Source organism: Firmicutes bacterium HGW-Firmicutes-1, assembly GCA_002841625.1.
Taxonomy (GTDB): domain Bacteria; phylum Bacillota; class Clostridia; order Lachnospirales; family Vallitaleaceae; genus HGW-1.
In genome coordinates this window covers 1-19,446 of the sequence record PHAG01000016.1, presented here as the reverse complement: position 1 = coordinate 19,446, position 19,446 = coordinate 1, and the positions used below count along the sequence as shown (strand labels likewise).

16 protein-coding genes and 1 pseudogene are annotated in these 19,446 nt (G+C 32.6%); 4 read left to right on the top strand and 13 right to left on the bottom strand.

The features are described from left to right. Window positions 1-19: 19 nt before the first annotated feature. From CVU84_16430 to CVU84_16400, 7 genes and pseudogenes are all read right to left on the bottom strand, one after another. Entirely contained in the window at window positions 20-952 is a 933-nt protein-coding gene (locus CVU84_16430) for a hypothetical protein (GenBank protein PKM93292.1), read from the bottom strand. 295 nt (window positions 953-1,247) lie between these two features. Then, complete coding sequence (locus CVU84_16425) at window positions 1,248-2,192, bottom strand: carbohydrate kinase (protein PKM93291.1); 945 nt, start codon at window positions 2,190-2,192, stop codon at window positions 1,248-1,250. Between the two features lie 70 nt (window positions 2,193-2,262). Continuing rightward, window positions 2,263-3,198 carry a sugar ABC transporter substrate-binding protein gene (locus CVU84_16420; GenBank protein PKM93320.1) on the bottom strand — a complete coding sequence of 312 codons (936 nt, stop codon included), beginning with the start codon at window positions 3,196-3,198 and terminating at the stop codon, window positions 2,263-2,265. A 284-nt stretch (window positions 3,199-3,482) separates the two neighbouring features. Then, window positions 3,483-3,662, bottom strand: a pseudogene (rbsC, locus tag CVU84_16415) (ribose ABC transporter permease). Between the two features lies 1 nt (window position 3,663). Continuing rightward, window positions 3,664-4,962 (bottom strand): sugar ABC transporter substrate-binding protein, encoded by a 1,299-nt coding sequence (locus CVU84_16410; GenBank protein ID PKM93290.1) that lies wholly within the window; start codon window positions 4,960-4,962, stop codon window positions 3,664-3,666. Between the two features lie 9 nt (window positions 4,963-4,971). Next, complete coding sequence (locus tag CVU84_16405; GenBank protein ID PKM93289.1) at window positions 4,972-5,643, bottom strand: DNA-binding response regulator; 672 nt, start codon at window positions 5,641-5,643, stop codon at window positions 4,972-4,974. Then, window positions 5,636-6,976, bottom strand: a complete 1,341-nt coding sequence (locus tag CVU84_16400; protein ID PKM93288.1) for a sensor histidine kinase — start codon at window positions 6,974-6,976, stop codon at window positions 5,636-5,638. The genes CVU84_16405 and CVU84_16400 overlap by 8 nt, the downstream gene beginning before the upstream one ends. Window positions 6,977-7,109: 133 nt before the next feature. On the opposite strand from CVU84_16400, the gene CVU84_16395 reads away from it, so the two are divergent. The 4 genes from CVU84_16395 to CVU84_16380 all read left to right on the top strand — a co-directional run bounded on the left by CVU84_16395 (window position 7,110) and on the right by CVU84_16380 (window position 12,306). Continuing rightward, window positions 7,110-8,999 carry an ABC transporter gene (locus tag CVU84_16395; GenBank protein PKM93287.1) on the top strand — a complete coding sequence of 630 codons (1,890 nt, stop codon included), beginning with the start codon at window positions 7,110-7,112 and terminating at the stop codon, window positions 8,997-8,999. Window positions 9,000-9,029: 30 nt separating this feature from the next. Continuing rightward, window positions 9,030-9,803, top strand: coding sequence for a hypothetical protein (locus tag CVU84_16390; GenBank protein ID PKM93286.1), 774 nt, complete (start codon window positions 9,030-9,032; stop codon window positions 9,801-9,803). A gap of 183 nt (window positions 9,804-9,986) precedes the next feature. Continuing rightward, a complete protein-coding gene (locus CVU84_16385; GenBank protein PKM93285.1) occupies window positions 9,987-10,700 on the top strand; it encodes a hypothetical protein in 714 nt (237 codons plus the stop codon). A gap of 76 nt (window positions 10,701-10,776) precedes the next feature. Then, window positions 10,777-12,306: a hypothetical protein gene (locus CVU84_16380; protein PKM93284.1), complete on the top strand. Its 1,530-nt coding sequence runs from the start codon at window positions 10,777-10,779 to the stop codon at window positions 12,304-12,306. 67 nt (window positions 12,307-12,373) lie between these two features. Here CVU84_16380 and CVU84_16375 read toward each other — a convergent pair whose 3' ends face one another. The 6 genes from CVU84_16375 to CVU84_16350 form a co-directional block, all read right to left on the bottom strand. Then, the gene (locus CVU84_16375) at window positions 12,374-13,999 is read right to left on the bottom strand and encodes an alkaline phosphatase (GenBank protein ID PKM93283.1); all 1,626 of its coding nucleotides are present in this window, start codon (window positions 13,997-13,999) and stop codon (window positions 12,374-12,376) included. Window positions 14,000-14,414: 415 nt separating this feature from the next. Further along, entirely contained in the window at window positions 14,415-15,209 is a 795-nt protein-coding gene (locus CVU84_16370; protein ID PKM93282.1) for a DNA-binding response regulator, read from the bottom strand. After that, window positions 15,202-16,986: a hypothetical protein gene (locus CVU84_16365; GenBank protein PKM93281.1), complete on the bottom strand. Its 1,785-nt coding sequence runs from the start codon at window positions 16,984-16,986 to the stop codon at window positions 15,202-15,204. The genes CVU84_16370 and CVU84_16365 overlap by 8 nt, the downstream gene beginning before the upstream one ends. Beyond that, window positions 16,964-17,998: an iron ABC transporter substrate-binding protein gene (locus tag CVU84_16360; protein ID PKM93280.1), complete on the bottom strand. Its 1,035-nt coding sequence runs from the start codon at window positions 17,996-17,998 to the stop codon at window positions 16,964-16,966. Before CVU84_16360 ends, CVU84_16365 begins: the two co-directional genes overlap by 23 nt. A 185-nt stretch (window positions 17,999-18,183) precedes the next feature. Then, on the bottom strand, window positions 18,184-18,768 hold the full coding sequence (locus tag CVU84_16355; GenBank protein ID PKM93279.1) for a rubrerythrin family protein: 585 nt from the start codon (window positions 18,766-18,768) through the stop codon (window positions 18,184-18,186). 13 nt (window positions 18,769-18,781) lie between these two features. Then, window positions 18,782-19,204: a transcriptional repressor gene (locus tag CVU84_16350; protein PKM93278.1), complete on the bottom strand. Its 423-nt coding sequence runs from the start codon at window positions 19,202-19,204 to the stop codon at window positions 18,782-18,784. Between the last annotated feature and the right edge of the window lie 242 nt (window positions 19,205-19,446).

Genomic DNA, 19,446 nt, shown 5'->3' with positions numbered 1-19,446 from the left:
TGATTTATATTTATTTATATTATTCGTTTATAATAACTCCCGAATTATCTATGTATGTATTGTGCTTAACAGAATCAAGATCAGATAGTACCCAATCATGTTCTCCTGTAGTAACAATAAAATCACAGTATTCACATTTGCCTGCACTCGTAATTGCAACTGGTGCACCACAATGTGGACAACTCTTAGTACTTAAATTGCTTGTGGCAGGATCTGTTAGAACGCCTTTTTTTCTCATAAAGGTCAACAAGTAATCTGTAAAGAATTCTCTGTTAGGGTCTCCTTTAACAACCTCTCTTGTTTTTTCATTAATAATATAATCATTCATTCTTGCTGAAAGCAATACTGTAAGATACTCATACTCAGAATCTCTAACATACTTATGTAAATAGGTTTGATTCACATTAATTCTCTCCATTACATTGATGGTTCCTAAATTAATGTATTCCTGTAACTGCATTTCATGTTTACGATATAACTCTTCCTTTTCAAAAGGTCTTATTTTGCTCCAATCTCTTGCAGTCCAAGCTTGTTGTAAAGTCATAAATACTTCTTCTGTCCAGGTTAAAAACTTATTTGTACTGAACAATGGGTCAATTGCTTTAATTGCTGGTTCAATGATTGATGCGTTATTTTTAACTCCGGCAGGTATGTTCATTTGATTTACCTGTTGATTTATACTTCTATTGCTTTTCCTCTTCGTTTTTGACTTAAGACCAAATACGACAATAGCAATTACAATGATTAATTTCAGTGGCCATGGAAGTGCTGAGAATATAAGCCAAAATATTAAGCTAGCAATCCCGTCACCATCCCCTCCACCACCATAATCTCCGCCAGAGCCAATATCACTATAGTCGTTATTATTACCTGTGTCAGCTATTATTCCAGTTACACTAACCAGCATAAAAACAAGAACTATAAACAAGATAATTTTGATGCGTTTATTCATAAAGTCCTTCTCCTTTTAATCCCTCAAGTTTTATTGCTATAAATAACATCACTTTAAATTTTATACTAGGTGTATTTATTTGTCAATATAAGCCATATGCAAGATAGCCTCTGAACACCTTCTTCCCAAATTAGAAATGGAGACGTATTTCTCACCTTGTCACTTTTCAGCAACACGGCAAGAAGTACGTCCCTATTCTATATTATATAGGAAGGATAGAATGAAATGTTAATGTTTGAACAACCATGAAATATAATTTAAACGACTTAAGAAGTGGGGGACTTCTTCCCTTCGATTAAATTACATCATACTTTTCTAAATCTTCAAGCGTCGGCATTGATTGAATGGCACCTCTATCCAAAGCTGTATGAGCACCGCATAGATTTGCAAATCTTAATATTACTTCAATCTCCGTTAATGGTATCTCTTTAATATCTTGATTCATTTGGCTTAGTTTATATAAAACTCCTGCTATAAAAGCGTCTCCTGAACCAGTTGTATCAACTGGTGTTATAGATATAGAAGGTATTAATGTGTTTTGTCCATTTATAAATGCCATAGATCCTTTTTCTCCCAATGAAACAATAATCAAAGGGATTTGATAATGATCTAAGCTTGTTATAGCTTGTTGAATGTCCTTAATTTGAGTTATGCATTCAAGTTCTTCTTCTGAAACTTTAAGGATATCAACGAAGGGTAACATGAATGTAATTGTTTGAATCATTTGTTCTTCAGTAGGCCATAAATTTAATCGTATATTCGGATCGAAAGAAATCAACCCATTGTTTGCTTTGACAATTTCAACAGCTTTAATCGTAGCAGATTTTACTGGCTCCTGAATCATTGAGATAGAACCTATATGTAAAATATCACAATCTTTCATCTGTTCTTGCGTGATCATTTCCGGACTAAGTTTCGTATCTGCTGGTTCTTTTACATAAAAACTAAAATATCTTTCTCCCTTTTCATCATTAGATACAAACACTAGTTGAGTTCTATAATCCTTGATAAATACTACATTCTTTGTATCAACGTTTAGGCTCTCTAGTATTTCCTGTAAATAATGTCCAAACATATCATCTCCAAAGCCACCTATGAAACCGCTCTTTCCTCCAAGCCTTGAAATACCACATGCAACATTTGCTGGTGCACCTCCTGGACATTTCAAATAAACTTGATTGCTAGAGTTCATTGAAACAAAATCAATTAATATTTCTCCAAGTGTAAAGATTTTCTTCATATTTCACCTCTTTAATTTTATAAACGGCTCCCTAATTTACTATAGGGAGCCAATGAAATCTAAAAGCTTTTTATTGCCAACCGTCTAATCCATATTCATTTACATTCGTCTTATCAATATAAATAACATCTACAAAAACTTCTTTTTCAACTGTTTCGCCTTTTAATATTTTGTAAGCTAATTCAGCTGCAGTTGTTCCAATTGTGATTGGAGATTGAGCTGCTGTTCCTGTCATTTTACCGTCAGAAATCATTTGTTTTGCATCAGGTGATCCATCTACGCCATATACTAGAACGCCTTCTGCTCTTTTTGCTGATTCTAATGCTGCTAATGCACCCATTGCTGTTGGATCATTCAGTGCCATTACAACATCAATTACTGGATTGGCTTGGATAATATTTTCCATTACTGGCATAGCTTGTTCTAATTGACCTTCTGATGATTGTTTTGCTACTATTTCATATTGTGGCATGTCTTTGATTGTATCAATAAAACCATCTGTTCTATCAATTGCTGATTTAGCTGTTGGATGCTCTAATATTACAATCTTTGCTGATTTTAATTTTGACATCATATCTTTTGCACAAAGTACACCTGCGTTATAATTGTCTGATGCTACTATAGAATTTACTAAATCCACATCAAATACTGGTGCATCTACATTGATAATTGGAATGCCTGCTGCTTGTGCTGCTTCTAGCGCTGGACGAATTCCTTTCCAGTCTGCTGGGTTAACGAAAATTGCATCAACACCTTGAGCAACTAAATCTTCTATTTGACTAATTTGTTTACTGACATCAAGAGCTGGATCTAATGCGATTAAAGTGTCTCCGTTTGCTTCTACTACATCCTTAATACCACCATTTAAAGCGACAAAAAATGGGTTGTTCATTGTCATATATGTAGCCCCAAATTTATAGTGCTTTGCTTCTGGTGCATCCGTTGCTTCTGTACCTTCTGTAGGTTTGTCTGTTGCTACCTCTTTGGTACTACATGCTGTAAACATAAATGCTGTAAATGTTGCAATTAATAATACTGCCATTATTCTTTTGCTGATTTGCTTCATAATAATTAACCTCTCCTATTAGGTTTATGTTTATATCTAGATTGTATATGATTTAGGAATGTGAAACTATAGAATAATGTCATCGTTTGTATATGACAATTGTCATTACTCATAAATGAAGTGAACGATAAATTAAATGGCCATTCCTCTAATCAGAAACGAAAAGGTGCGTGTTGTGCACCTTTAGTATATTGAGTATTGCGTTATCAATCAACATAAATATATTAATTTTTCTTTTTTACTGCAACAAGAATTACAAGTCCTTTGGCAATGGATTGCCAAAAGGAATTTACATTCATTAGATTCAGTCCATTGTTAAGTACTGCTATAACAAGCACCCCAATTAATGTGCCTCAAATTCTTCCAATACCACCGAAATAACTAGTATCTCCTAAAATTTTAGCTTTATTCTAATAACTGTTTGTTCACTTCTCTTTTTATATCTCTTACCAATTGTCCAGCATTTTTTTCTTCGATAATACCCAAATAAATAATTTGATCAATGACTTCTTTTATTTGATTGTATTTTTTAAACCTCAATGAAATCACCGAATCTTCAATTAAGTTTGAAAGCATTTCATAATCAAGTACCCCTGCAACGCCTGTTTTTTGTCGTTCAAATATTTTTTCTACTGCCCTTTTATTCGCTGGCATACCGTTGGTGTAATCCCAAACATTTAGTTGGGTTTCTACATTATAGGTTAAATATTTAATGAATTCCCATGCAGCCTTTCCTTCCTTCGTCCTTGAACTCATACCAATTAATAAGGGCGTTGATTCAGCAATGTTTTCTCCACCCGGTCCCTTAGGAAAACTCACATATTTCCATTGAAAAGCCGAATATTTTTTTATGCTATAAGGGTAATCTCTGTAGGCTCTGTATTCTGCAAGCGTAAAGGGTCTAAACGCTACTTTACCCGTGTCAAAATCCTTAGCTGTTACCTTTACACCAAGATTTAACTGATTCAAATTTTTTACCAAATCAATTGTTTCTACCATAGCAGCATCCATAAATTGAAGCGTTTTTCCTTTTTCATCAAATAGCACTTGTCCATTTGAATAAAATGCTTGATCCCACTGATAACCATAAACACCAAATTGATCGATGATATGATCACCATCTGTATCCTTTGTTACGTCTTTGCAAATCTTATAAAACTCTCCCCAAGTCCAGTCATTCTCTGGCAACACGATTCCCTCTTTGTTAAGCAATGTAACATTGACACACATAAGCGAGGGTACAATCTCCATTGGTACAGAGTATCTTTTATCGTCATACATACCTGCCTCTAAAGCTTTATCATAAAAAGCATCTAATTCAAATTCATGATCCTTTTCTATATAAGCATTTAAATCTTCTAACATACCAATTGACGAAAATGTATTAAAATCTTCTTCAGGCACAATAAAAACATCTGGCTCATTTCCATTCAATATCTTTTGAGCTACCCACTCTGAGTAATCCTCTCTTAATGCACCACTTCTATAGGTTACTTTAATATTAGGATATTCTTTTTCAAATTCCCTAATTGCTTCATCATATATTTTATAGCACTCTGATATTGGTACATTCCAATTACTTCCAGCAAAAAGTCCAAATTCAATATGAATTGTTCTATTTTTTTGATATACAAAAAAAACAATACTCATTAAAGTACATATTACCAATGCTTTTATTAAAATAGTTTTGCTTTTTCTATTCATAATTTATACCTACTCTTCGAATTCTCTTATCATGATGCTTGATTGAATTGCAAAAATAGCAATTTGTGTGCGATCTCTTAAATTCAGTTTTGTAAGAATATTGCTAATGTAGTTTCTAATGGTTCCCTCGCTAAAATTCATCTTGATTGTAATTTCTTTATTCGACATACCTCGTCCAATAAACTGAATGATTTTCAATTCATTAATACTAAGTGAACTGATATCAACACTATCTACTTTCGAAATATAATCTGACTTTGCCATTTGTGAAAAGAGTGCTAAAACTTTACTAGCCACTTTCGGTTCCACTAGAGATCCGCCCTTATAAACAGTTTCAATCGTATGTACTAGCTCATTAATAGAAATACCTTTCAATAAAAATCCATTTGCCCCATGTTTAAAGGATTCAAAAATATATTCTTCATCATCGAAGGTGGTTAAGACGATAATCTTTATTTCTTTGTAATTTTCTTTGATGATCTTTATACATTCTATACCATCAATTTCAGGCATTCGTATATCCATTAAAATAATGTCTGGTTTAAATTTTCTTGTCATGGCAATGGCTTCTCTACCATCTGATGCTGTTCCTACGATTTTAAATTGACTTCTACTACTTAACATTAACTCCAAACTTTGTCTAATTAGTTCTTGATCATCAACAATAAGTATTTTAATCATATGCATCTCCCCATCTCACTGGAATACTGACTTTAGTTTCAAACCCTTTGTTCTTAATCGCTTCATAATGGATACTACCTTTTAACATATCTACACGTTCTTGCATATGTGTAAGCCCAAATCCACTTTTTATAGTTTCGCATCCAATACCATCATCAACAATATGTATGTTTATTTTGTAATAGTCAAATTCAATATTTACATCTATGTGTTTGGCTTTTCCATGCCTCATGGAATTTGTAATACTTTCTTGAATGATTCTAAAAATAGTCTGCTTTTCATCATTTTTAAGCTTCATCACTTCACCAACTATTTCAAGCTTGACCACTGTATCAGTACATTCATTGATGTCTTCTGTTAAGTTTTGTATAGATTTTATCAATGAATAATCTTTCTGCGTATCCACTTTTAACTCTCTAACTGATCTCCTAACATCAAGAAGACCTTTTTTCGAAGTGTCTAAAATTTTCTCAAGCTGACACTTTGCCTTTTCAACATCAATTGGAAATATGGCCAAACAGGCTTCTATTCCCATGGTTATACTTGTGAGCGTATGACCTAAAATATCATGAATTTCACGCGCCAATCTGTTGCGCTCTTTCATCTTAGCAATTTCTTCAGACTCCCTTGCATATTCTTCTAATTTTTCATTTGCAGTACGAAGCTCATCTGCTGTAATCTCAAGCTTTGAATTCAGTTTTTTAATAGCCTGATTTTCACTAATCTCACCTTGTAAGAGCATAAATATAAAAGCAATGAATCCTACTTCATTTAAGGATGTAAAAACATTCTTAATACTGTATATATATAATCTTTGCACATCGGGGTAAAAATCTATGTATTCATTGATTGAGAACATGTTTAATTTAATAGAAATAACATCGTAATCAAAGAAGCTATATATAATCAATGATATGATGATAAATATAATTCTTGATCGTTGTTCTTTGATATACAAAATCATATTTGCTATAATGAGTAACAAAATACCTTTATAGCTAAGATTTAAATAATAGCTTATACTAACCCCAATAATTAGGTCAAATACACATAAAATTCTAATTAATACTGGTTGTGTAAGGCTAAACTTACTCTTAACCAAATTAGAAATTGCAAAAATAATCATAAGTAAAACACAGAACACGGGAACCTGCCAAGGTATTAAAGGCAAATATTGAGCACGTTCCAAAAACTCTCTTGCCTCGAATTTTCCACAAATTCTAAGTGTTGTTTCCGAAATGATAATTGAAATAAATAATATAATTATAAAATTAATAACATAATGTCCATTACGAATCCATCTTATTTTCTTATCGTAATCCACAACACCCATCCCTTTCGAATATTTAAGCTCTTCATTTCTCCTACAATATTATCACCTTATACATTTTATTACAACTTTAATCGTTTGCATAATTATGGTACAATAGATTGTAAAACATTATTTTGTCAAAGGATGAACAAACATGACCTTAATATCAATTGAAAATATAAGCAAAAGTTATGGAATAAAAAAGCTTTTTGAGAATATTTCTTTTTCAGTTACTGATACCGATAAAATAGGTCTAATAGGTGTAAACGGAACTGGAAAGTCTACACTGCTTAAAATAATTGCTGGACTTGAAACTGCTGACTCTGGTAATCTCAGCTATGCCAAAGGAATTAAAATTGAATACTTACCTCAAAATCCAGATTATGACTTAGAATCTACAGTACTTCAACAGGTATTTAAGGGTAATTCTCCTTCTATGGAACTCATTCGAAACTATGAAGAAACACTTGAAGCAATTGAACACAATCCTTCAGATGCTCATTTGCAACAACAGCTTATCACACTCTCTAATGATATGAAAACGTTAGATTTATGGGATTATGAAAGTCAAGTTAAGACAATTCTAACCAAACTAGGCGTTACCGATTTTAACAAAAAGATGGATCACTTATCCGGTGGACAGAAGAAACGAGTAGCTCTTGCAAGCGCGTTAATATCCCCCTGCGATTTGCTCATATTGGACGAACCGACAAATCACATGGACAATAACACCATTGATTGGCTAGAAAAATATTTAGAATCTCGAAAAGGCGCCCTGATCATGATTACCCATGATAGGTATTTCTTAGATCGAGTTGTTAATAAGACACTTGAATTAGATAGCAGTCAATTATTTTCATATGATGGGAACTACTCTCTATTTGTGGAAAAGAAAATCGAAAGACAAGCTCGTGAAAATGCCAATGAACGAAAACGTCTCAACTTATATAGAAATGAATTAGAATGGATGCGAAGAGGTGCAAGAGCAAGAACAACAAAGCAAAAAGCTCGTATTCAACGATTTGAAGATATTGAAAGTAGTGAAAAAATATTGAACGATGCAAAAATCAATATTTCTGTCGGTAATTCGAGGTTAGGAAATAAAATTATTGAGATAAAAAACATTTCAAAAGCCTACTCTCAACTTCTCATTAAGGATTTCAGTTATATCTTGCTTCGGGATGACCGTTTAGGTATTATTGGTGAAAATGGTATTGGTAAATCAACCTTGTTAAATATTATTACTGGAAAGATTACGGTTGATCAAGGAACGATTGATATTGGTAGCACAGTTAATATTGGTTATTTTTCTCAAGAATCAGAGGAAATGCCCCTCAACATACGTGCAATAGAATACATTAAAGAGACTGCAGAATATATCACCAATGGAGCTGGTATTAGAATAAGTGCATCTCAACTAATGGAAACCTTCCTTTTTACTGGTGATATGCAATGGACCCCCATTTCTAGATTATCAGGCGGTGAACGAAGACGTTTATATCTTTTAAAAATCCTTATTGATGAACCAAACATCCTTATTCTAGATGAACCAACGAATGATTTAGATATTGATACTTTGAAAATTTTAGAGGACTATTTAGATGATTTCAGGGGAGCGGTTATTACAGTTTCTCATGATCGTTATTTCTTGGATCGTACCTGCAAGAAGATTTTTGCGTTTGAAGGTGAAGGAAGCATTACAGAATACCCCGGCAATTATTCTGATTACTTACTACATCGACCCGAGCCTGTTGCCATAACAAAATCTACTTCTAAACCAACTCAAGAGAATGTAAAAGCACAAGCAAAAAAGCCGAAATTTACTTACAAAGAAAAATTAGAATTTGAAAAGATAGATAGTGAAATTGAAGTACTTGAAGCTACCTTGGCTACAATCGACGAAGCTATGCAAAAAAGTGCAACTGATTTTGTGAAACTACAAGAGCTTGCAGAGAAAAAAGATAAAACCGAAGAAGAACTTTTATTTAAAATGGAGAGGCAAGAATATTTAATGCAACTTGATGAGGAAATCAAAAACTTTTAATATGCCTAAGCGTTTGTTGGGGGTGAGCGTATGACAAATGAAAAACGAATACTTGATATAGTCGCCGCTATTGGTACTACTGAGGACATCTTTGAAATCCGTAAAATTGTTCTTGATATGATTAGAAAAATAGTATGGTTTGATACAGCAAACTTTTGGTTGTACCCACCTCTTATTACCCATCCCCAGCAAGCTTTGGTTTTCATGGATTCTCCTCAGAATTCTCTAAATAACTACTTGCAACATTATGTTCACTTAGACGAATTTCATCAGAAATATAATTTGAATAATTTATTAATCGCTCGTAGTACTGATTTGTTAGATTATAGCAAATGGACGAAACAAAGCGAGTATTATTATGATTTTCTAAAAGAAAATAATGTTTATTACATACTCGGCTTTGATATAAAGGATGACTATATGTCTTATGGAGCTCTATGCCTTCATCGGGAAAAAAGCATCGGAAATTTTCTAGAAAAAGAACTTCTCATTTTACATACTCTATATCCACATCTTGTTAACAAGTTGCGATGGGTTTATGAGAAAAAGACGTTACGTTCAAAATTATACAATTTACCAGATACTGAGCTAGAAATTGATTACTTTAACTTGCTTACTGTTAGGGAGCGAGAAATTGTACAACAGGTTTTATTTAATAAATCCAATCCTGAAATAGCTATAAATCTTGGAATTTCTATCAATACTGTGAAGATGCATCTACAAAATATTTTCATAAAGCTCGGGATAAAGAAGCGAGGTCAACTATTTTCTTTATACTCTGTCAAAAAAAGCGAATCTTGTTAATGAATCTATATTTTAATCATTGATCAATAAATCACGGCTCCCAGAATTGGGAGCCTATTATATTATTATTCTAATACTTTCGGGTGTACTCACGATAATATTTTTCCTATATAATTAGATATGAAAAATAAATACAGGTATTTTATTATTACTATTACTAGTTTTTAAAAGGAGGATGGAATTATGCACAAAAAATTAATTGCTTTATTCCTATGCATGGTATTTATTTTAGGAATAACTGTGGGAACTGTAGGGGCTGCGGCCGCCAATGAAGAAATTGTTGCTATCCTAAATCGCGTTGTTAAAATCAAACTAAATGGTAGCGATTATATTCCCCTTGATGAAGATGGCACTCAAATGTATCCCATAACTTACAAGGGTAGGACCTATCTTCCTGCTCGAAGCATAGCAAAAGTACTCTCCATTGCAGTAAATTATGACCCTATCAATCAAATTATTCATCTTGGTGAAAGAGGGCTTGTTCCTCTAGAGGGCGAGGCTTATGTTAACAATCACACCAGCCAGTTAAGTACAGACACTACACTACTCCAAGTCAACAAACAACAGTACAAGTGGGGAATCATTTATACTGGAACTGCGGGTTACTATGAGTATAGTGGTTTTATTTATCCAAAGGGTAACTATCAAAAATTCGGTGGTGTCGCTTGCATGGAGGACCTTGATGGTTCAACTGAGGAGGTTATTATTAAGATTAGGGAAAATGATTTTGAGGGTAAGGTATTAAAAGAAATAGTGGTGAAAAAGGGCGAATCAATTCCTTTTGAAATTGATATTCCGGGTGTGAATACACTCTATATACAAAATCTAGTTACAGATCGAGTTCCTAAAAACACCAATCCTGACATTATGATGATTTCTGAACCCTATTTTAAGTAACACATTATACTTCTTGATTATTAACAATAAGTGAGTTGGTCGAGGTTTACAAAAACTAAAAGAGGTGAAATAAATTATGAAGCAAAGTTTGTTGCAAAGAATAACTGAATTATTTTTTTGCATAATAGTAACCCTTGTACTATTACCATTTTCTATGTATCAGACAGCTGCAGCAAGTGTTCCCATACCTAAATTTGTAGTTGCTCCTAGTGATTTCAAAGCAGTATTAGGCTCTAATGCAACAGTTACTTTTACATGGAATGATAATTCAAACAATGAAGAATATTATAGGATACAATATAAAACAAATAATAATAATAATTATGATGATTTGGTTTTTGCTTATGCCGATGAAACTACTAAAACATTTACATTTCCTACATATATGTTCGCTTCTCAACCCTTTACATTTCGGATTCAAGGGTACAATACATCTTATGGATATTCTTCTAATAGCATTGAGGTTACTGTTTCCTTACTCGAACCACTAAAACCTGAACTCCAGGTTTCGCTTAATCCTGATCAAAGCGTACAACTTAGCTGGACGGAAAGTACACCTGAAAGAGTAGATTATTATAGAGTGAAAAGGAAAACAGCAGGTGAATTGTACTCCAATATTAGCGTAGTAAACTCCACTCAAAATGGTTATACAGATAAAACAGTCACACCTGGTACCTATTCTTATACGATAGAAACCATTGGCTTTATTGGAAGTAGTTTATCCACCGAAAAAACAATTACCGTTTCTCTTGCTTCAAAGCCTCAAGCACCATCTAACTTAGCCGTCACTCTTTCCGGAAATGCAGTTCATCTAACTTGGTCGGATCATTCTGAAAATGAAACTGGATTCTATATCGAAAGGCAACAACATGGTAGTGGTTATAGCCCTATAACTACCACTCCAAGTAATACAACTTATTATGATGATACAAGTCTTACAAAAGGAGAAACCTATACTTATAGAGTTTATTCAAGCAATAGTTCAGGCAATTCCGGTTACTCAAATTTAGCAAGTATTTATATACCAAATTCTGATCAGCAGCCAAATCAAATCTATATGCTTGACTATTTTTCTGCCAATTCTTGGGCAGTGGAAGAATTACAGAAAGCGGAAGAGTATTCACTTGTAACAAATAAAGTGCTAACGAACTTACAACAAGACATTACTAGAGAGGAATTTTGCAGTATTGCTGTTTTGCTTTATCAAGCTCTAACTAGTGAACAAGTTACACCATCTTTGACCAATCCTTTCAAAGATACTTCTGATATGTACGTATTAGAAGCCTTCAAGCTTGGTATTGTAAAAGGCATCACTGATGATAGGTTTGCTCCAAATTCTAGTATTTCACGTCAAGAAATCTGTATCATGCTTTATAGAGCTTTAAACGCAGCTAAGCCTAATATGGATTTTAATGTATCGGGTGTAAACAAATTTGCAGATGAACATTTAATTGCTGACTGGGCTATAAATGAAGTAAGGTATGTAGCTAAACATAATATCATGAAAGGTATTGGAAACAATACGATTAATCCACTAGAATACACTTCGCGTGAAGAAGGTATTGTATTTGTTAAACGAACCTATGAGAGCTTTGTTAATAAATAACTTGTATTTCAAAAAAACTCCTTTTTGGTTTAACCAGAAAGGAGTTTTTTAATTGGTTTAATTTCTCTTATTTAGCTACTTGAAACAAATCTAATGCGTCTTGTGGAACATAGGTACTAATTCCATTATATACAATAACGCCATCAAGCACTACTTCTTTTCCATTATAGATAGCTTTGTTCGTATGTACTAAGAGTTCTAAAACATCATCACCTTTTGTTACTGTAACAATAGGATTGTATTTAACTGGTTCACTCCAAGCAACCTTTGCACCTAATTCTTCAAATCCTTGTCTTGCAGGTACAAATAACTCTTTGGTTGTATCAGCTAAATTAACACCTAATTTCCTAGCCATATATAAAGCGATGTCTGTGTTTTCTACAACACCCGTTAAACGGTCTTGATCTGGCGAATAAATGAAAAGTACAACATCTTCACCAGTATGTCCTTTTGTAGTCCATCCAATATGAGCTCTTTCACTTATCATTGGACCTACGGCAACATTCATAGCGCTTAGCTTAGCTTCTTTTATGATTGCAATTTCCTCATCTGTTAAATCAGTGATTCCATAGTATGTTGCCATTACTTCAACAATATTACTTCTATCTTCATTTAATTTTGTTGCAATACCTTCGCCTGTAAGCTTTGCAGCTTTCAAAGGCTCAAGGAAACTCGATAATGGTTCTTTATCATAACCTTTATCAAGACTAGAAGCTCCAATACTGATACCACCATTACCATGGTCAGGTACAATGATTACAACTGTATCTTTATTTGTTTTTGCATAATCAAGTGCAACTTTGCAAGCTTTATCAAAAGCAAGTAAATCACTAATAATTCCAATTGGATCATTCGAATGAGAAGCCCAGTCCACTTTGCTACCTTCAACCATTAAGAAAAATCCATCTTTATCTTTGCTTAATATATCGATTGCTTTGTCAGTCATTGCTTCTAAGGTTGGTACACTTCCGTCATTGTCAAAATCATATGGAAGTGAAGCATCTGCAAAAAGACCCCATGCCTTTTCGCCTTTAAAGCTATCAAACTCTTCTTTTGTTGTTAACACTTCGTAGCCCTTTGATTCTAGAACTGTTACCATATTTGCATCATCTTTACGACCTTCAGGTATCATAAATTCATAACCACCACCAAAAACTACATCAACTTCATTATAAACCATATGCTTACTTAAGATATCATAAGCACCTCTATTAGGATAGTGTGCCGAAAATGCTGCTGGTGTAGCATGCATTACTTCAGAGGTTGCAACCAAACCTGTTGATTTATTTGCTAACTGTGCCGCTTCTAAGACGGAAGCAACCGGTCTTCTTTCATCACCTTTTGCAAGAGGTTTCAGTCCAGGCATCGTATTTTCATCTGGAAGAACTCCTATAAATCCAGTTTTACTTTTAAAGCCTGTTGCCATAGCACTACCTGCAGGAGCTGAGTCCGCTATTGGAGAGTCAGAATTATAGGTTCTTACAAGTCCACAAGCAAATTCATCCATTGCTAACGGTTCCCCACCATTGTACCATCTTGCTAACGTTATTGAATCAACTCTTGTACCATCTGGTACTAATAAAATAACATTTTTAATTACTACTTCTTTGTTTTCTTCTTGAGCAAATACAATACTCATAGAAGTAATCGTTAACATAATTACCATTACTGATGCTAAAATACGTTTTTTCATAATCAATCTCCTTTAGTTTTATTGCTAATTTAATTGTAGTGCTATCATTAGTTAATAAAATTGTATAGAATTTGAAGAAGAAGGACAATCCAATATTCTCTTATATGGTTTAATATTATGGACACTTTATGATTAGGCAAAGAAATTTATAACTTAAAAACTTGTAATAGGTTGTCGACAATCTAATTAATTATCGATTAACGAAACAGAGATAAAAGCATTTTTTCTTCTAGATGAATACAAAAGGCAGTACGTGTTCATTTTTCGCCTGACCGGCCGAAGGGTAAGGCCAGAAAAATGAACACGTACTGCCAATAATACATACACCGATAAGAAAAAATGCCTTTGTTGACAGTCTGAGAACTTTTACTAAATGTTCCTTTTTCGATAATTTGAAAGCAGATGATTATAACTATTAATGTGATACACTATATTTGAATTCTAAGGGTGTGACTCCTATATATTTTTTGAATATAACACTGAAATATTTTGAATCCTTGTATCCTACTTTATCTGATACTTCATATACTTTTATTCTATGATCCTTTAATAGCGAGATGGCCATTTTAATTCTGTAGCTTGTTAAGTATTCTATAAAGGTGTAGCTTGTATGTGTTTTAAATAATCTGCTTAAATAGCTTTCACTTATATAGAGACTGTCGGCGGCATCTCTTAATGTAATTTCACGGTAATAATTTGTTTTTATGTATTCTACTGCTTCAAAGACGTATTTTTTTCTGCTGTCATAATGAAGTTCGAACTCGTATTCCTTGAAGAACTGGAGCTTGCAGTTAGATATTTGAGAGTAATGATCTGCGGTGTTGGTATGATCTTGCTTTCCTTTTACAACCTCAATTATTTTTCTTAACGTATTATAAAACTCTGTATCGTCAATGGGTTTTAATAGATAATCTTTTACACCTAATTTAATGGCTTGCTGTGCATATTTAAAATCGTCAAAACCTGAAACAATAATATATTCAGCTTCTACAAAATTTGTTAGTTCATTAATCATCATTATGCCGTCCATAATCGGCATTCTAACATCAGTAATTACTATATCTGGGTTTAATTTCTTAATTAAATTGATACCTTCAATACCATTTCGTGCTTCACCGATTACCTCACAATCAAATTCTTCCCAAGGTGTTGTCAAAATCATTCCTCTTCTAATAAATTCCTCATCTTCAACAACTACAACTTTAATCATATTGGTTATCGCCTCCAGTTAAATAAGGTATTTTGATTGTAACCTTAGTTCCCTTTTCTTCAATGCTTTCTATATGTACACCATATTTATCGCCGTAATATAACTTAATTCTTTTATCAACATTATATATACCAATATGATTATCATTCGTACTTTTACTTATGCGCTTGATTGTATCTTCTGTCATACCAACTCCATTATCTATAATATAAAAAATGATGTCATCACCATCTTTCTCTCCAATGATTGTAATTAGACCAGTATGATCGATGTAAGTGAGCCCATGAATAATTGCATTTTCAATAAATGGTTGCAAAATTAATCTAAGCGTTTTGAGTTCTAGTATGGATGGATCAATGTCAATATTGACATCGAATTTATCATTATATTTTATTTTTTGTATTGCAAGATAACTGTTGATAAATTCAATACTCTTTCTTACAGAAACATATTCCTCTTCACAATCGATACTATTTCTAAGTATTTTCGCTAAATTTGTTACAATACTGGTTACTTCTTCCGTTTTATTTAGCTTTGCACTCCATTTAATGACATCAAGTGTATTGTATAAAAAATGCGGATTGATTTGCGCCTGCAACATTTTTATTTCAGTGACTCTGAGTTTATTTTGTTCTTCCATAAGCCGATCTAAATATTTCTTAAGTTGTAGAACCATTTGATTAAAATATGTTCCTAACGCACCAATTTCATCATTACGATTAAAGCTAGTATAAGCTGAAAAGTCACCTTTTTCTACTTTACTCATGATATATATTAATTGCTTCATTGGATTTGATATATGCTCCGCTAATACTATAGAGATCAAACAACATATAAGCAAGCTTATAAAACATCCTATAATAAGAAGTGTTTTCACAATACCATTCAGTTGATGAAAAATATTGGAATGAACATTGGCTATTGTAGTTGTTTTTGAATAAGTATCCTTATATGAAATTGTTAAATAACTATCCCTTTCTAGTTCACTGAAAAAACCTTTAAATTCTATATCTTTCGCATGATTGAGATATGTAGCATTTTGAAACTTGCCTTCCATATTCGGATTTTGAATATCTAAAACAGTATAGTCATAGTCATCTAAAACTACAATATGAATCGGCACCCCATTAATGTGGGGTCTAAATATATTTATTATGGTATCTCGATATACATCTATAATAACATATCCAATAGGATTGCCCTTCGAATCCAGTATTTTTCTACCCATACTTAATAAGCTACTTTTACCTTCTTCATAATTTATCTTTTGAGGATAAATCGTTGTAGTACCATCATTTCCCTGGGTTACTTCTCGAAAAATTCCCCAATTGTTTTTGATACCAGTCTCATATATATGTGGCAATGGATTGGTAGAAAATATAACATCTCCTGTTGTATTTAATATATACAATGGTGGTTTTCCAGTTCGATTCTTTAGCGCATCATATATTTTCTCATATATTTTATTTTCATTATTTTTAGTCAAATCATTAGATAAAGCATTCATAATTGTTTCATCACTCTGAAGTGTGATCATAATATCTTCATAGTCTTTTAAAATCACGTTTAGCTCTTGATGCATATTGGTGAGGTTTAAACGTGTTTGTTCATAAATCATATCATTAATAAATCTCACAGAAAGCCCGTAGATTAATATACTAATAATAATCAATGGTATAATACCGCAAACAATAAATGAAATTAATAATTTGTAGAAAAGGGGAAAGGATTTTTTCATATTGATCTCCATATCGTTATTTTGAAAGGAGCTGGTCAAAAGTATGTAAAATTTCGTCTTTGTTCCTATAAATATCCGCGCTATTAGAATCAAGAATATTCAAATCCTCTATGCTAATCAACCCTTCTGGAGGGGTAATATCTGTTCTAATAGAGCGAAGATAAAAATAATCCACCATATATTTTTGCACATGATCACTTAATACAAAATCAATAAATATTTTTGCATTTTCCAAATTTTGTGCATCTTTCATCAGGACAATTACATCGGTAATCACAGGTGTCCCTTCCTCAAGATACACCATCTCCACATCAGCACCATTTCTAATTAGTCTTACTGCCGCCTCCTCCATTGTTAATCCCAATGCAAAATCACCATTCGCTATTCCATTGTATACTTCAGAAGACTTAGCCATAATTTTACCATCAACATTATTTAAAAATTTACGGACATTACCCCAATTATACTCATTACCTTCTTTACCTAGTGATAGTAATGTAGACAAAATCATAAATGAGGACCCCGAATTATTTGGATCAGTATATACCATCTTTCCTTTCCATTTTGGATCCAGTAAATCTTCCCATGATTTTGGAGCCTCTTCCGGAGAGACTAACTTTTTATTATACATTAAAACAATTGGCAAAAGATTAAATCCGTTCCAATCATTTCTATCATGTTTAAATCCCTTGTGAATTTTGCTGTCATAGGAGGTTTGATAAGGTTGAAAATACTCCAATTTTGAATCTATGAATTCTTTACTACTTCCCCAGAGGACATCCATTAATGGTTTGTCACCCTTACGCTCCAAAAGAGTAAGCAAATCAACTGTACCAGCCGACAAGTAGGTTATTTGTATTCCTGTTGTTTCTTGAAATTCTTTTACAATCGGTATGATGATTTCTTCATTCAGTGGACTGTATATAACTAAAGTATTTGAATTTGTTTCCTCTTTATTAATTTGAGCAATGAGCTTTCCCTTTGGAGCGAGAATTACAACGATTACAGCTAAAATAATACAGCATATAATAACAAATATAGCATTTTTCATATATAATTCTCCTCGTTTTTATGATTGTAATAAAGATATTGTATATCATTTTCAAAAATAGTACTAGATATATTTATGAAATTACATTAGCTTATCTTTATTTCGTATCGATAGCTGGACAAGAAAGCGCCGATAGATTATAATCCTCTATCGGCACTTAACTTTATTGCAATTTATGATGGTACTTAATATGCTTCAACGTACACTTCAAAGTGGCTCTTAGGATGTGCACAAGCAGGACATAACTCTAATGCATCAGTACCCTCGTGAATGAACCCGCAATTACCACATTTCCATTTAACAGTAGTATCTTTTGTAAAAACTTTATCTGTTTCTATGTTATTTAACAATTTGCGATATCTCGCTTCATGATGTTTTTCAATTTCAGCAATTTTATTAAATACGATTGCTACCTCTTTAAAACCTTCCTCTTCTGCAATCCTTGCAAATTCCGGATAAAGATCTGACCATTCTTCGTTTTCTCCATTGGCAGCTGCTAATAAGTTAAACTTTGTATCCCCAAAAGCCACTGGATAAGATGCTTGAATTTCTACCATTTCTCCATTTAAGCTTTCTTTTAAAAACTTAAAAAATCTTTTTGCATGTTCCTTTTCGTTGTCAGCAGTTTCAGTAAACAAATTTGATATTTGCACATATCCTTCTTTTTTTGCTACTGCTGCATAATATGTATACCTATTTCTAGCTTGTGATTCTCCTGCAAAAGCCTTTAGTAAATTCTCAGATGTTTTTGTTCCTTTTAATGATTTCATTCATTGCCTCCATTTAATTTTTATTTTTTAAACATTGTTCGCAAATGCCTTTATAAAAAAGGCTTTTTTCATCTATTTGGAAATTATTTAAACCATCTATGCATAAATTATCAAAGTCTATATTAAAATCATATATAGTCTCACATTGGCTACACATAAAATGACCATGACTTTGAATATCTGCATCATATCTTAACTCATTACCATGAATAGTTAAGCTTTTTGCAATATTTGCATTCATTAAAATAGTCAAAGTATTGTACACTGTTGTCTTAGAAAGAGTTGGAATTTCATTCACTAAATCACTATGTATTTTTTCAACTGTAGGATGATTTTTACGTTCAACTAAATATTGCATAATTTTAATCCTTTGGTAAGAAGGCTTGATCTTGTTCTTCAATAGATAGGTACTAATATTATTATTTAATATTTCCATGGAAGTACTCCTCTAATGTCATCTTTTACAATTAATAAATGGCCATATATTAATTGTATTATTTTCATATTTGTAATCATTACAATCTGTATTATAATGGAATCTGTTCTTCTTGTCAATATTGTTTTTATAAACACTGTTTATTTTTCTGAACCATTTATGATAATGTCCTAGTATATCATTTGTGATTATGTCCCGTTTGATAAATCTATAGTATGATATAACCTCATCATAAAATTAGA

Excerpts from the sequence above, each read along its gene's own strand:
- CVU84_16430 (PKM93292.1), bottom strand. The coding sequence starts at position 952 with ATGAATAAACGCATCAAAATTATCTTGTTTATAGTTCTTGTTTTTATG.
- CVU84_16425 (PKM93291.1), bottom strand. The coding sequence starts at position 2,192 with ATGAAGAAAATCTTTACACTTGGAGAAATATTAATTGATTTTGTTTCA.
- CVU84_16420 (PKM93320.1), bottom strand. The coding sequence starts at position 3,198 with ATGTTTACAGCATGTAGTACCAAAGAGGTAGCAACAGACAAACCTACA.
- CVU84_16410 (PKM93290.1), bottom strand. The coding sequence starts at position 4,962 with ATGAATAGAAAAAGCAAAACTATTTTAATAAAAGCATTGGTAATATGT.
- CVU84_16405 (PKM93289.1), bottom strand. The coding sequence starts at position 5,643 with ATGATTAAAATACTTATTGTTGATGATCAAGAACTAATTAGACAAAGT.
- CVU84_16400 (PKM93288.1), bottom strand. The coding sequence starts at position 6,976 with ATGGGTGTTGTGGATTACGATAAGAAAATAAGATGGATTCGTAATGGA.
- CVU84_16395 (PKM93287.1), top strand. The coding sequence starts at position 7,110 with ATGACCTTAATATCAATTGAAAATATAAGCAAAAGTTATGGAATAAAA.
- CVU84_16390 (PKM93286.1), top strand. The coding sequence starts at position 9,030 with ATGACAAATGAAAAACGAATACTTGATATAGTCGCCGCTATTGGTACT.
- CVU84_16385 (PKM93285.1), top strand. The coding sequence starts at position 9,987 with ATGCACAAAAAATTAATTGCTTTATTCCTATGCATGGTATTTATTTTA.
- CVU84_16380 (PKM93284.1), top strand. The coding sequence starts at position 10,777 with ATGAAGCAAAGTTTGTTGCAAAGAATAACTGAATTATTTTTTTGCATA.
- CVU84_16375 (PKM93283.1), bottom strand. The coding sequence starts at position 13,999 with ATGAAAAAACGTATTTTAGCATCAGTAATGGTAATTATGTTAACGATT.
- CVU84_16370 (PKM93282.1), bottom strand. The coding sequence starts at position 15,209 with ATGATTAAAGTTGTAGTTGTTGAAGATGAGGAATTTATTAGAAGAGGA.
- CVU84_16360 (PKM93280.1), bottom strand. The coding sequence starts at position 17,998 with ATGAAAAATGCTATATTTGTTATTATATGCTGTATTATTTTAGCTGTA.
- CVU84_16355 (PKM93279.1), bottom strand. The coding sequence starts at position 18,768 with ATGAAATCATTAAAAGGAACAAAAACATCTGAGAATTTACTAAAGGCT.
- CVU84_16350 (PKM93278.1), bottom strand. The coding sequence starts at position 19,204 with ATGGAAATATTAAATAATAATATTAGTACCTATCTATTGAAGAACAAG.